The sequence below is a fragment of the Arthrobacter sp. LjRoot78 genome, assembly GCF_964254335.1.
In the GTDB taxonomy this organism is placed as follows: Bacteria; Actinomycetota; Actinomycetes; order Actinomycetales; family Micrococcaceae; genus Arthrobacter.
Genome location: NZ_CAXUTG020000001.1, coordinates 2,747,554 through 2,759,975 on the forward strand (window position 1 = coordinate 2,747,554; position 12,422 = coordinate 2,759,975).

Here is a 12,422-nt window from a genome sequence, read left to right on the forward strand (position 1 = left end):
CCTTACAAAGGCTCCAGCTAAGCATAGGAGCTAGCGTTACCGATCTGAAATACGGCGCGATTTTCCCGACAGTTCAGAGGGGGCCTGAATCGGGCGCAACGCGGACCGGGTAAGGGTGCGGGGTGTACCAGGCGGGGTGCTGCGGGGATCCCGGAGACCGCCCCCTAGGAAAGCCGTGCGGGCAGCGTCTTCGGCTTGAACGCGGGCCTTGTGGCCTCGTAGGCCGTGATGTCTTCCTCGTGCTGGAGGGTCAGCCCGATGTCGTCCAGGCCCTCCAGGAGGCGCCAGCGCGTGTAGTCGTCAATCTCGAACGGTGCCACCACATTGCCGCACATCACGGTCTTGGAGACGAGGTCCACGGTCACTTCGGTGCCCGGGGCGTTCTCCAGCACCTTCCAGATGAGCTCGATGTCATCCTGGGCGAGTTCAGCCGCCAGGAGGCCCTGCTTGCCGGAGTTGCCGCGGAAGATATCGGCGAACCGGGAGGACAGGACCGTCTTGAAGCCGTAGTCCTTCAGGGCCCACACAGCGTGCTCACGGGAGGATCCGGTGCCGAAGTCGGGCCCGGCGACGAGCACGGAGCCGGCGTTGAACGGTGCCTGGTTGAGGATGAAGGCCGGGTCCTTGCGCCAGGCGGCGAAGAGTGCGTCTTCGAAGCCGGTGCGGGTAATGCGCTTGAGGTATACGGCGGGGATGATCTGGTCGGTGTCCACGTTGCTCTGGCGCAGCGGTACGCCGATCCCGGTGTGGGTGCTGAACTTTTCCATGGCGGATCCTTCGGTGCTGGGTGGGTCTGGGCTGCGTGCTCTGGGCAGCGCGGGCTAGTCGGCGTTATCTAAGCGGCGCTGCTGCGGACGGCGGCGGACTCCGGAGCGGGGTCCAGGTCCGACGGCGAGCTGAGCGTGCCGCGTACTGCCGTGGCTGCCGCGACCACCGGTGAGACGAGGTGCGTGCGGCCGCCCTTGCCCTGGCGTCCTTCGAAGTTGCGGTTGGATGTGGAGGCGCAGCGTTCGCCCGGCTCCAGCTGGTCCGGGTTCATGCCCAGGCACATGGAGCAGCCGGCGAAGCGCCATTCGGCACCGAAATCCTTGAAGACCTTGTCCAGGCCCTCCGCTTCTGCCTCGAGCCGCACCCGCGCCGAGCCGGGAACAACGAGCATCCGGATGTTCGGATCCTTGGTGCGGCCCCGGACGATGTCCGCCGCCGCCCGCAGGTCCTCCATCCGGGAGTTGGTGCAGGAACCCAGGAAGACTGTGTCCACCCGGATCTCCTTCATCGGGGTGCCGGCTTCCAGCCCCATGTACTGCAACGCGCGTTCGGCCGCGGCCTTGGCGTTTTCATCGCCGAAGTCCTCCGGCGACGGCACCTTGGAGGACAGTGAAACGCCCTGGCCGGGGTTGGTCCCCCAGGTCACGAACGGCTCCAGGGTGTCGGCGTCAAGGTCAACTTCGACGTCGAACGTTGCGTCATCTTCGGAGCGGAGCGTGTTCCAGTATTCGACGGCGGCGTCCCAGTCCGCGCCCTGCGGCGCGTGCGGGCGTCCATGCATGTAGTCGTACGTGGTCTGATCCGGAGCAACCAGGCCTGCGCGGGCGCCGGCTTCGATGGACATGTTGCAGATGGTCATCCGGGCTTCCATGGACAGCGCACGGATCGCCGAGCCGCGGTACTCCAGGACGTAGCCCTGTCCGCCGCCGGTGCCGATCTTCGCGATGACGGCAAGGATGATGTCCTTCGCCGAAACGCCGGGGCGCAGGGTGCCCTCCACATTGATGGCCATGGTCTTGAACGGCTTCAGGGACAGCGTCTGGGTGGCCATGACGTGCTCCACCTCGGAGGTGCCGATGCCCATGGCCAACGCGCCGAAGGCACCGTGCGTGGACGTGTGCGAGTCGCCGCAGACCACGGTCATGCCGGGCTGGGTCAGGCCAAGCTGGGGACCGACAACGTGAACGATGCCCTGCTCGGCATCGCCCAGGGAGTGGAGGCGGACGCCGAACTCCTGGCAGTTGTTGCGGAGGGTCTGGATCTGCGTCCGGCTGGTGAGATCGGCGATAGGCTTGTCGATGTCCAGCGTGGGGGTGTTGTGGTCCTCGGTGGCGATGGTGAGGTCCGGGCGGCGCAACGGACGGCCCGCCAGGCGGAGTCCTTCGAAGGCCTGCGGCGACGTCACTTCGTGCACCAGGTGGAGGTCGATGTAGAGAAGGTCCGGCTGGGCGTTGGCACCTTCGCCGTCGCCTTTGCGCACCACGTGCGCGTCCCAGACTTTCTCGGCCAATGTCTTTGCCATGGCCATCTCCCTTCACTGCTGTTGGCTGTTTACATCCACTGAACCAGCACGCCCGCGTAATACGCCAGCCAAATGATTTGCATCTCAGATATTGAGACGGCAATATCATTACATGGACAATTCTAGTGGAGTCGGTGTCATCGATAAAGCGGCCCATGTGCTTGACGCACTTGAGGCCGGTCCCACCACTCTGGCGCAGCTCGTAGCCGCTACCGGACTGGCCCGGCCGACCGTACACAGGCTTGCCCTGGCGCTGGTCCACCACCGGCTTGTCAGCCGTGACATCCAGGGCCGCTTCGTCCTGGGAAGCCGCCTCGTGGAGCTCGCCTCCGCCGCCGGCGAGGACCGGCTGATCGCCTCCGCGGGACCGGTCCTGATGCAGCTGCGCGACGCCACTGGCGAAAGCGCCCAGATCTTCCGCCGGCAGGGCGACTGGCGTGTGTGTGTCGCGTCGGCCGAACGCCCCATCGGGCTCCGCGACACCATCCCGGTGGGTACACAGCTGTCCATGAAGGCCGGCTCCGCCGCCCAGGTGCTGCTGGCCTGGGAAGACCACGACCGGCTGCTCGAAGGACTCCAGGCAGCGCGCTTCACGCCCACCGTCCTGGCAGGCGTACGACGGCGGGGCTGGGGCCAGAGCCTCGGCGAACGCGAGCCGGGGGTCGCCTCCGTTTCGGCGCCTGTGCGGGGTCCCTCCGGACGCGTGATTGCCGCCGTCTCCATTTCCGGCCCGATCGAGCGCCTGACCCGCCAGCCCGGCCGGCTGCACGCAGAAGTCGTCTGTAACGCCGCACGGGTGCTGACCGAGGCACTCCGCAAGAACAACGACTAAGTAGGCTGTGCCCATGAACAGCTATGCGGTTTTCCTCCGCGGCATCAACGTGGGCGGCATCAACATCAAAATGGCGGACCTCCGCAGTGCGCTGGAGGACCAGGGCTTTGCGGGCGTGAAAACACTGCTGGCCAGCGGCAACGTGGTGCTGGCCAGCGATCTCGGCGCTGCGGCGGTGAAGAAAGACGTCGAAGCCTGCCTCCGTGAGGCCTTTGGCTACGACGCCTGGGTGGTGGTGCTGACCGCGGACCGGGTTGCCGCGCTGGTCGAGGCGTGCCCGTACCCGGCCGAGGACAAGACGACGCACACCTACGTCACGCTGAGTTCGGACACGGCCGTTCTGGACGAGCTGTTCGAGGCCGGTTCCCGGCTGGACGGGACGCAGCAGCACCGCCTTGGGCCGGAGGCGATGGCTTGGCTGGCTCCCGCGGGCGGCACCCTGGACAGCCCGTTCAGCAAGCTGTCATCCAAGGCCCGCTACAAATCCACAACCACCACACGCAACCTTCGCACCATGATCAAGGTGCGCGACGCCACGGAGGCATTGGAAACCCGCTAGTCGCGGCGGGCGGATTTCAGCGCGGCGTTAAAGGACTTCAGCCTGCTGACCTCCACCTCAACCGGCTCAACCACCAGCCTGTCCGCGACGGCAGCCACGGCCGCCCTGAGCTTCTTCCCGGCCGCGGCTGCCCGCAGCCCGGCAGCGGCCGCTGCTGCAAACTTCCCGGCGAGGGCCAGCACAATGCCAAGCACCACTCCCCCGGCAATCATCAGTGTGGGAACAGGCCACCCTTCCACCCGGGGAACCTCAGGAACCGGGAGCTGGAGATACGCCAGGCCGGCCAGGATGCCGAGCCAGCCCAGGCCGCCCAGGGCCGTGACGAGGGCCAGCCACTGGATGACGTTGAACAGTCCCCACCACCACGATTTCCGTCCGGCCATCAGCTCGGTGCCGGCAATGGCCTGGTCCAGCGCGTCAGGCAACCGGTCACGGCCTTCACGCGCCGCACTGCGGATGGCAGCCCGCCAGGGCCCCGGGGCCCCGGCACTGGCTGCATCCGCGAATTCCCGTACGGCCGCGTCCGTCCTGGCACGTTCCGGAGCCCCCGCCGGTGGCAGCGACGTCCTGTTGACTTCGGAATTGGCTCCCTCCCGGCGCAGGTTCAGCCGCCGCAGCGGATCGGGCCGGAACCGGACCAGCCAACGGGTCAGCGGCCAGCCGGTGCGCCGGATGGCTTCCTGCCGGTAGGACCGCGACACAGCGTCCACCACCAGCTGGACGTTGGCGGCAGCCGCAAGCTCATCGGCCAGTTGCGACCGGGTGCCCGCTGTGACACCGGCGGCCTCTCCCGCCCCGGATGCCTCAGCAAGCTGCGCCGAGGCCTTGGAAACATCCGCGGCCAGCCGCTGCGACAACGCCTGCCGTTGCACCACGACGTGGCGGATAGCTGCCCGCACCTTGTCCACTCCCGCGCCCGTCAGCGCTGAGACGCCGAGGATCCGGACCCTGCCCAGTCCGTCCCGGGCAAGGATCGCTTTGAGGGACTCCAGGACCGGCTCGACATCCGCGGGCGGAAGCCGGTCGATCTGGTTGAGTACCACCAGCGTGACCGCTCCGTGCGAAGCCAGCGGCGTCAGGAAGTCGTTGTGCACAGCGGCGTCCGCATATTTCTGGGGGTCCAGCACCCACACCAGGACGTCGACCAATCCCACCATCCGCTGGACGATTTCCCGGTTGGCGGCCTTGGTTGAGTCGAAATCGGGCAGGTCCAGCAGGACCAGGCCGGTGGATTCGTCGGCGAACCCCGGCACCGCTGCGGAGTGGTGCCGGCTGCTGACGCCAAGCCAGTCCAGCAGCGGCTCACTGCCTTCCGCTCCCCAGACACCCGCCAGCGGTTCCGACGTCGTGGGGCGGCGGGCCGCCGCCGTCGCGATTTCCGCGCCGCTGACCGCGTTGAAGAGCGACGATTTACCGCTGCCCGTCGCGCCGAAGAAGCCCACCACCGTGTGGTCCGAGGACAGCGAACGGCGGGAACTGGCTCGCTCGAGCACCTGGAGCACTTCGTCCAGGGCCTCGTCCGGCACTACGCCGCCGGCGAGCTCCCTTGCGTCGTTGAGGGCTTCCAGGCGGGAGCCAAGCCGGGAGGCCTCCCTGGTCCCGCTGTGCCGGCTCATGCTGACTCGGCCAGTCGCTGAAGGGCGCGGGCATGGCCCGAGAGGACTTCCGGCGAAACGCCCGTGGTGAAGTCCAGGCGGTCGAGGAAACGCCGCTGTTCGGCCTGCATCAGCTTGTGGCACCTCGCGTTCAGGTCCTCCCGCGCAGTCTTCGCGAGCCGCCTCACGGCATCCTCGCCAAAGACTGCCTCAAGGAGCCGTTGACCGACGACGGCGGTGCCGCCCGCCACGCCGATCTCCAGTCCGGTGAGGCCGGCCGTCATGGAGAAAACGACGATCATCAGGGCGGCCCCGAGCCCGTTGACCCCGAAGGAGAGCCACCGGGCCTGGGTCCGCTTGCCCTGGCCCTCTGTGCGGATGAGCTCCATGAGGGCTCCCTGCCAGGCACGGATCTCCGCGGCAACCTTCTCCGGGAAACCGGCGCCGGTGCCGGAAAGGTCGTCGGTGCCCAGCAGTTGGCGTCCCGCAGGGTCCGAGCGCCAGCGTTGGTCAGCGTCCTCGGCCGCAGTGGCAGCTTCGTCAATGATGACCGCCTGCAGCCCGGTTTCAATGGCAGTTTCGACCTTGACCGCCGGGGTCGGCTCACCGCGGAAGAACGCACCCAAGCGGTCACGCATGCGCCCGATGTTCTGCTCCAGGACGCGGAAGAACTCCCCGGTGCCCACGAAGTCCTGCCACCGGGCAAGGACTTCGCCCCGCAGGAGGGCGCCGTCCCGAGTGGCGTCCAGAATCCGGGCCACAGCATCCTGGTAAGCCGCGGCGGCATCCTTGGCCAGGACATCCCGCGATTGCTGCTGTTCCAGCGAAGCCTGCGCCAGCGCGGCAACTCTGCCGCTGAGCGCACGAACCGTGCCGTTCAGTGTCCGGCGGACGATGTCCGCCCTCCCGGCGGAGTCCGCGGCCAGTTCACGCACCCAGCGTGCCAGGGGCTCCACGGCCCCGTCGGGCAGCATTCCGAGGCCGTCAAGGGTGACCTCCGGAATAATAAACAGGCGGGCCGCGCCCAGGCCCTCCCGCTGCAGCATCATCCTCAGGTCCGTGCTGACCTCCGCCTCGGCCGCCGGAGGCACGCGGTCCAGGACCACTGCCACCATGATGTCCCTGGAGGCAGCGTCCTGGAGCAGCTTCCAGGGCACGGCGTCGGCATAGCGGTTCGCGGTTGTGACGAATAACCAGAGATCGGCGGCGGCGAGCAGCTGGCCCGCCAGCTTGCGGTTGTCATCCGAGACGGAGTCGACGTCCGGAGCATCCAGGAGGGCGATTCCTTCCGGCACGGCGGGGTGCCCCACTAGCACCAGGGACGATATTGATGCGGCGTCCGGCGCGGCTCCGGCCCGGTTGGCGGGCAACAGCGTGTCCACTACCGTGCCCCTGATGCGGCTCAGGCTCGGCAGAACCCGCTGGTCCTCGAACCAGGCTGCGTCCGCCGGGTGGTGAAGCAGGATCGGCTGCCTGGTGGTCGGCCGGATGGCGCCCGCCCTCGTGACCGGGTGGCCCACGAGGGCATTGACCAGCGTGGATTTGCCGGCACCGGTGGATCCGCCAACCACCGCCAGCAGCGGGGCGTCCAGGCTGCGGAAGCGCGGGAGGATGTAGTCGTCCAGCTGTGCCAGCGCGTTCCTGATATCGAGGCGGGCAGCGTCCGCGCCGGGCAGTGCAAGCGGCAGCCGGGCCGCGCCAAGGTCCGTGCGCACAGCTTCGAGCAGTTCCACGGCCGCGGCCGCCCGCGTGTTTTGCGCGGCAGTTCCCGGGGGCGAACTCTCAGATGGTGACGTCACAGCTTCATCATGCCAGTTCAGCGCTGGTCCGGCTCGGGCATCGCCCAGGAAGTCCCCTCCAGGCGGTCACATCCCCCTCGCGGTTCCAGGGGAAAGGACCATTCGGCGGGGAATAGCAGGGAAAGTATCCGGGCACATAAAAAACGGCCCCGGGCTGTTGCCCGGGACCGTTTCAGTGGTGACCCCAGCGGGATTCGAACCCGCGTTACCGCCGTGAGAGGGCAGCGTACTAGGCCGCTATACGATGGGGCCGCGTACTTTCCAGATAGCATTTCTGCTATCAGGCTCAGTGAGTATTTCACACACAAAGCCAGTGTTTCAAATCGGACAAACCGCTCGAAACCCCTGATCTTCCGCATCGGAATGCAGCTTTCTCAGAGCTGGGATACCAGGACTCGAACCTAGAATGACGGTACCAGAAACCGTAGTGTTGCCAATTACACCATATCCCAATGGAACTTTCGGGCTGGACTTTCAGGCCTAAACCTTCGCTCTCAGCGCCTCAGCACGAGTAATTACTTTACCCGAGAGTTTTGGATGGCACAAATCGGGGTCCGACTCCCCTGCCGCCGCACGCCCGGGCCCCTGTGATGGCACGCCATTCGGGTCGACCCGCGAGAAAATCCTTGCCATTCCGGGGCAAACAAGTTTACGCTCGGTAAGTTACCGCAGAGTAACCACCTCCCCGAAGCCAGCCCGACCGGCAGTTCTGCGCTCATTTCAGAATGTTAGCTGCATCACGGCTGGACACTTCCGGGGGCCACACACGTTTCCGCCAGGACCGTCGAGAGGAACCAACCGTGCCACAGAGTCGTGCCACTGCTCCCCCGAACCCCCGCACGCGCGGCCAACAGATCGCCATAGCGCTCCTTGCCTTGCTCCTTATTGCCTTGCTGGGTTTCTACACCGTCGTCACCGGCCGCATCACCGAAGGATCATCGAGGCTCAAGGACGGAGCCGGCCAGGCCTCCGCAGGTGCCGATCAGCTCAAGGACGGCGCCGGGAAGCTCGCCGCCGGCGCCACGCTGGCAGACACAGGGGCCGGCAAGCTAGCCGCCGGGGCGCAGAAGGTGCGCGCCGGCATCGCCGATCGGCTGGCCCCCGGTGCGGACCAACTCCAGGCCGGCGCCGAGAAACTTGCGGCCGGTGCGGTGAAGATCGAGACGGACGTCACGACGAAGCTCGCCCCGGGGGTGTACAAGGTCGATGACGGTGCCGGCAAACTGGCGGCCGGTGCGGTACAGCTCTCCGCAGCGCTGACGCCCACTGCATCCGGGAGCGCAGAGAATAACCTCGCCGACGGCGCGACCCGGCTCAGCGCCGGTGCATCCAAGCTGGAAGCCGGCGCCGGCCAGCTTGCTGCCGGAACAGACCAGCTCAAGGGCTACCGCGGGGCCAACGGCAACCCGGAAACGGGTACGGGCACCGCTGCCCTTGCGCAGGCGCTGGAGCTGCTGCAGGCCGCCGCGAACGATCCCGTACAGGGACTCGTGCCGCTTTCGGTCGTCAGGGACAAGATCGCGAAGATCACCGCAGGTGCCCAAAAGCTGGACGCCGGCGCCGCCCAGCTGCAGTCCGGCGCCTCACGGCTCCATGAAGGCACCGCGGAACTGCAGGCCGGGGCCGGCAAGCTGACCGCCGGCTTTACCACCCTAAGCGGCAAACTCAACAGCCAGGATCCGGAAAACCCCGGTGTTGTCCTTGGCACCCGGCTCCTCGCGGACGGGACCGCCAAGATCAGGGTGGGCATGGACGGCGTACCCGGGAACCCGGATCGTCCGGGCCTGCTCAAGGCCGCCGCAAGCATGACCGAAGGTTCGGCCCGGCTGGCCGCTGGAACCGGGACCTTGAATGCCGGCATCAAGGGCGACCCGGCAGATCCCGCGAACCCCGGCCTGCTGCGTGGTTCGGAGGCCCTTGCAGTCGGAGCCGCGCAGCTCTCGGAAGGCAACACCAAGCTGGCCTCCGGTTCCACGCAGCTGGCCACCGGGTCGGGCAAGCTCGCGGAGGGGAACGCGAAGGTGGCGGCCGGGACGGAAACGCTCTACTCGAGTGCGGCCGCGGTCTCACCATCAGACATGGTGGGGCAGCGGGACGGGGTTACGGCCATCGGCATGGTGGGAGTCCTGGGGCTTGGTTCAGTGGGCGCGTATGCCGCCTTGCGCAAACGGCGGAATGCCGGCGAACCGGTGTGATCATGCCGGTGGCCCCGCCCGGACCGGGCGGGGCCACCGGCCGCGGGCTATCCCAGCAGCTCGACGAGCGACCCCACCTGGTGGCCGGCAAAAACAGACTCCGTTTCACCGCTGCGGTTCAGCCATACGCCCAGCAGGCCGGCCGCCGTCGAACCTTCCGCGTCCAGCAGGCGGTTGTCTCCCACATAGAGCGTTTCAGCGGCGCTGCTGCCAAGGAGGCGTACGCCCTCGAGGTAGATGGCCGGATCCGGTTTGGGCACGCCCACGGTGTCCGTGCCCACCAGCACCCTGATCCGTTGAAGTCCCGCAGTATCCAGCTTCACCCGCTGGTAATCGTGCACGTTGTTGCTCACCGCTCCGTAGGGAATTCCTGCGGCGTCGAGGGCGTCCAGCACAGGGGCCACGTCTTCAAACGCACGGACATAGCCGTGCTGCAGGGCGGCGTAGGACGTAACCCACGCGTGGGATTCCTCCCCCTCTTCCAGTTCCACCCCGAAATGTCCCAGGGCGGCCCGCCCGCGGAGGAGCCGCTGCTCGTTGAAAGTCAGCTCCCCGGCCAGGTAGCGGTCATAGAAATGTGTGGTTTCGTGCGTGAAGATCCGCCCGAATTTCTCCCACCCGGCCTGGTCCAGGCCGGGCAGGAGATGCTCGCTGACATCACGCAGCGCCGTGGTCATGGCGTATTCGAGGTCCACGAGGGTGTCGTCAATATCGAACAGCACGCCCCGGATGACGCCGAAGCCCGTGTGCAGCACACGGCCGCCGTCGCCACGCAGTGCAGTCATCAGCCGCGGAAAGCGTGCAGGCGGGCCAACGAGGATGCCTTGCCCAGGATCACCATTGACTCAAAGAGCGGCGGTGAAATCCGGCGCCCGGAAATGGCCGTCCGGACCGGGCCGAACGCCAGCCTCGGCTTCACGCCCAGGCCTTCCACGAGCGCCTGCTTCAGCGCGGCCTGGATGCTCTCGGCGTTCCAGTCAGCCACGGCGTCGAGGGCTGCGATTGCCGCGTCCAGCACCTCGGTGAGGTTTTCCGGCAGTCCCTTGCGGGCGTCGTCCGCAACGTCGATGGCGTCGTCGTTCTTGAACAGGAAGGAAATCATCTCGGGAGCCTCGCCCAGCAGGGCGATGCGCTCCTGGATCAGAGGTGCTGCCTCGGCAAGGATCTCCTCTTCGCGGGCCGTAAGGCTCTCCCCCACGAGGCCGGCTGCGCGGAGGTAAGGAACGAGACGGCCCCTGAAGTCGTCCGCTTCCAGCATCCGGATGTGCGTGCCGTTGATCGCTTCAGCCTTCTTGATGTCAAAGCGTGCCGGGTTGGCAAGTACGTCGTGGACGTCGAAGTGCTCGATGAGCTGTTCCACCGTGAAGATGTCTTCGTCGGCGGACAGGCTCCAGCCCAGCAGGGAGAGGTAGTTGAGCAGGCCCTCGGGGATGAATCCGCGGTCCCTGAGCAGGAACAGGTTGGACTGCGGATCACGCTTGGACAGCTTCTTGTTGCCCTCGCCCATCACGTAGGGAAGGTGGCCGAACACCGGCATGTAGTTTGCGACGCCGATGTCCATCAGCGCGCGGATCAGCACCACCTGGCGGGGGGTGGACGACAGCAGGTCCTCGCCGCGCAGGACGTGGGTGATCCCCATGAGCGCGTCATCCACCGGGTTCACCAGGGTGTACAGCGGGGACCCGTCAGCGCGAACAATCACGTAGTCCGGGATGCTTCCGGCCTTGAAGGTAATTTCGCCGCGGACCATGTCGGTGAAGGTGACGTCCTCATCGGGCATGCGGACACGGAGCACCGGTTCGCGGCCTTCCGCCTTGAACGCGGCAATCTGCTCCTCGGTCAGTTCACGGTCGAAGTTGTCGTAGCCGAGCTTGGGGTCGCGGCCGGCGGCACGGTGGCGCGCTTCAACTTCATCCGGCGAGGAGTAGCACTCGTAGGCGTAGCCGGCTTCCAGCAGCTTGGCCACGACGTCCTTGTAGAGATCCAGGCGCTGTGACTGGCGGTACGGCTCGTGCGGTCCGCCTGTTTCCACGCCCTCTTCCCACGAGATGCCCAACCACTTCAGGGCCTCAAGCAACTGCTCGTAGCTCTCTTCCGAGTCCCGCGCCGCATCCGTGTCCTCAATGCGGAAGACAAAGGTTCCCTGGGTATGCCGGGCGTATGCCCAGTTAAACAGCGCCGTGCGGATCAGGCCGACGTGCGGCGTGCCCGTGGGCGACGGGCAGAACCGCACCCGGACCGGGGTTTCGGCGGTGACGGCAGGACTGGAGACGGCGTTGGACACAGAAGGAGTAGTCATAGTGACTCCAACTTTACCGCCTGCCCGGAGGCCGGGCCTCGCCGCTAGCGCCGGACGATCGGGTTGGAGAGCCGGCCGATGCCTTCGATCTCCACCTCAAAGCGGTCGCCGGCCGCAACCACGCCCACACCAGCGGGCGTACCGGTCATAATCACGTCGCCGGGAAGCAGCGTGAAGGCCTGGGAGACTACCGAGACGAGCTCGCGGACGCCCCGAATCATCTGGCTCGTGCTGCCGTCCTGGCGCAGTTCCCCATTGAGCCAGCCCTGGATCCGGAGGTCCTCGGTGTCGAGCTCGGTTTCGATCCACGGGCCCAGCGGCGCCGAAGTGTCAAAGCCTTTGGCCCGTGCCCACTGCAGGTCCGTCTTCTGGACGTCGCGGGCGGTGAGGTCGTTGCCGCAGGTGTAGCCGAAGATGACGTCATCCACGCGGTCCTCGGGCACGTCCTTGCAGATGCGGCCGATGACGACGCACAGCTCGGCCTCGAAGGAGACTTCCTCGGAGAATTCGGGCAGCACGATGGGATCGTTGGGGCCGATCACCGAGGTGTTCGGCTTCAGGAACAGCAGCGGCTGCTTGGGGACCTCGTTGCCCAGTTCCGCGGCGTGCTCGACGAAGTTGCGGCCCACGCCCACCACTTTGCTGCGCGGAATGATCGGCGCGAGGAGGCGAACGTCCTCCAGCTTGTGCTTTATTGTGGTTCGTTCCACGCCGTGAAAGAAGGGGTCGCCCTTGATAACAGTGACTACCTCACTGCCGGGCTCGCCTTCAACAACACCGTAGAGGGGATCAGAATCAGCTACAAAACGGGCGATACGCATGGTTCCTAGCGTACAGTCTCCGCTCGGGCGTC

At 66.6% G+C, this 12,422-nt stretch carries 10 protein-coding genes and 2 tRNA genes; 3 read left to right on the plus strand and 9 right to left on the minus strand.

The window, feature by feature from the left end; all coding sequences use genetic code 11:
- Nucleotides 1–164: 164 nt before the first annotated feature.
- Both leuD and leuC read right to left on the minus strand, forming a co-directional pair.
- Nucleotides 165–767, minus strand: coding sequence for a 3-isopropylmalate dehydratase small subunit (gene leuD / locus ACSQ1X_RS12795; protein WP_055796007.1), 603 nt, complete (start codon nucleotides 765–767; stop codon nucleotides 165–167).
- Nucleotides 768–835: 68 nt separating this feature from the next.
- Nucleotides 836–2,290 carry a 3-isopropylmalate dehydratase large subunit gene (leuC, locus tag ACSQ1X_RS12800; protein WP_436057933.1) on the minus strand — a complete coding sequence of 485 codons (1,455 nt, stop codon included), beginning with the start codon at nucleotides 2,288–2,290 and terminating at the stop codon, nucleotides 836–838.
- A 112-nt stretch (nucleotides 2,291–2,402) separates the two neighbouring features.
- On the opposite strand from leuC, the gene ACSQ1X_RS12805 reads away from it, so the two are divergent.
- Complete coding sequence (locus tag ACSQ1X_RS12805) at nucleotides 2,403–3,122, plus strand: IclR family transcriptional regulator (RefSeq protein WP_011692361.1); 720 nt, start codon at nucleotides 2,403–2,405, stop codon at nucleotides 3,120–3,122.
- Nucleotides 3,123–3,135: 13 nt separating this feature from the next.
- Nucleotides 3,136–3,681 (plus strand): DUF1697 domain-containing protein, encoded by a 546-nt coding sequence (locus tag ACSQ1X_RS12810; protein ID WP_436057934.1) that lies wholly within the window; start codon nucleotides 3,136–3,138, stop codon nucleotides 3,679–3,681.
- Here the strand turns inward: ACSQ1X_RS12810 and ACSQ1X_RS12815 are convergent.
- From ACSQ1X_RS12815 to ACSQ1X_RS12830, 4 genes are all read right to left on the minus strand, one after another.
- Nucleotides 3,678–5,297 (minus strand): GTPase, encoded by a 1,620-nt coding sequence (locus tag ACSQ1X_RS12815; protein WP_436057935.1) that lies wholly within the window; start codon nucleotides 5,295–5,297, stop codon nucleotides 3,678–3,680. The genes ACSQ1X_RS12810 and ACSQ1X_RS12815 overlap by 4 nt on opposite strands.
- Nucleotides 5,294–7,075 carry a dynamin family protein gene (locus ACSQ1X_RS12820; protein ID WP_436057936.1) on the minus strand — a complete coding sequence of 594 codons (1,782 nt, stop codon included), beginning with the start codon at nucleotides 7,073–7,075 and terminating at the stop codon, nucleotides 5,294–5,296. The genes ACSQ1X_RS12815 and ACSQ1X_RS12820 overlap by 4 nt, the downstream gene beginning before the upstream one ends.
- A 176-nt stretch (nucleotides 7,076–7,251) precedes the next feature.
- Nucleotides 7,252–7,327: transfer RNA gene (locus ACSQ1X_RS12825), tRNA-Glu, on the minus strand.
- Between the two features lie 128 nt (nucleotides 7,328–7,455).
- Nucleotides 7,456–7,527, minus strand: a tRNA-Gln gene (locus ACSQ1X_RS12830).
- 348 nt (nucleotides 7,528–7,875) lie between these two features.
- On the opposite strand from ACSQ1X_RS12830, the gene ACSQ1X_RS12835 reads away from it, so the two are divergent.
- Entirely contained in the window at nucleotides 7,876–9,270 is a 1,395-nt protein-coding gene (locus tag ACSQ1X_RS12835) for a hypothetical protein (protein WP_436057937.1), read from the plus strand.
- 47 nt (nucleotides 9,271–9,317) lie between these two features.
- Here the strand turns inward: ACSQ1X_RS12835 and ACSQ1X_RS12840 are convergent, their stop codons facing one another.
- The 3 genes from ACSQ1X_RS12840 to ACSQ1X_RS12850 are packed head-to-tail and all read right to left on the minus strand — an operon-like array spanning nucleotide 9,318 to nucleotide 12,390.
- Nucleotides 9,318–10,055 carry an HAD family hydrolase gene (locus tag ACSQ1X_RS12840; RefSeq protein WP_055796022.1) on the minus strand — a complete coding sequence of 246 codons (738 nt, stop codon included), beginning with the start codon at nucleotides 10,053–10,055 and terminating at the stop codon, nucleotides 9,318–9,320.
- On the minus strand, nucleotides 10,055–11,569 hold the full coding sequence (gltX, locus tag ACSQ1X_RS12845) for a glutamate--tRNA ligase (RefSeq protein ID WP_436057938.1): 1,515 nt from the start codon (nucleotides 11,567–11,569) through the stop codon (nucleotides 10,055–10,057). Before gltX ends, ACSQ1X_RS12840 begins: the two co-directional genes overlap by 1 nt.
- 44 nt (nucleotides 11,570–11,613) lie before the next feature.
- Complete coding sequence (locus tag ACSQ1X_RS12850) at nucleotides 11,614–12,390, minus strand: fumarylacetoacetate hydrolase family protein (protein WP_436057939.1); 777 nt, start codon at nucleotides 12,388–12,390, stop codon at nucleotides 11,614–11,616.
- Nucleotides 12,391–12,422: the final 32 nt, after the last annotated feature.

Coding starts and splice junctions, on each gene's coding strand:
- leuD (WP_055796007.1), bottom strand. CDS start 767: ATGGAAAAGTTCAGCACCCACACCGGGATCGGCGTACCGCTGCGCCAG.
- leuC (WP_436057933.1), bottom strand. CDS start 2,290: ATGGCAAAGACATTGGCCGAGAAAGTCTGGGACGCGCACGTGGTGCGC.
- ACSQ1X_RS12805 (WP_011692361.1), top strand. CDS start 2,403: ATGGACAATTCTAGTGGAGTCGGTGTCATCGATAAAGCGGCCCATGTG.
- ACSQ1X_RS12810 (WP_436057934.1), top strand. CDS start 3,136: ATGAACAGCTATGCGGTTTTCCTCCGCGGCATCAACGTGGGCGGCATC.
- ACSQ1X_RS12815 (WP_436057935.1), bottom strand. CDS start 5,297: ATGAGCCGGCACAGCGGGACCAGGGAGGCCTCCCGGCTTGGCTCCCGC.
- ACSQ1X_RS12840 (WP_055796022.1), bottom strand. CDS start 10,055: ATGACTGCACTGCGTGGCGACGGCGGCCGTGTGCTGCACACGGGCTTC.
- gltX (WP_436057938.1), bottom strand. CDS start 11,569: ATGACTACTCCTTCTGTGTCCAACGCCGTCTCCAGTCCTGCCGTCACC.
- ACSQ1X_RS12850 (WP_436057939.1), bottom strand. CDS start 12,390: ATGCGTATCGCCCGTTTTGTAGCTGATTCTGATCCCCTCTACGGTGTT.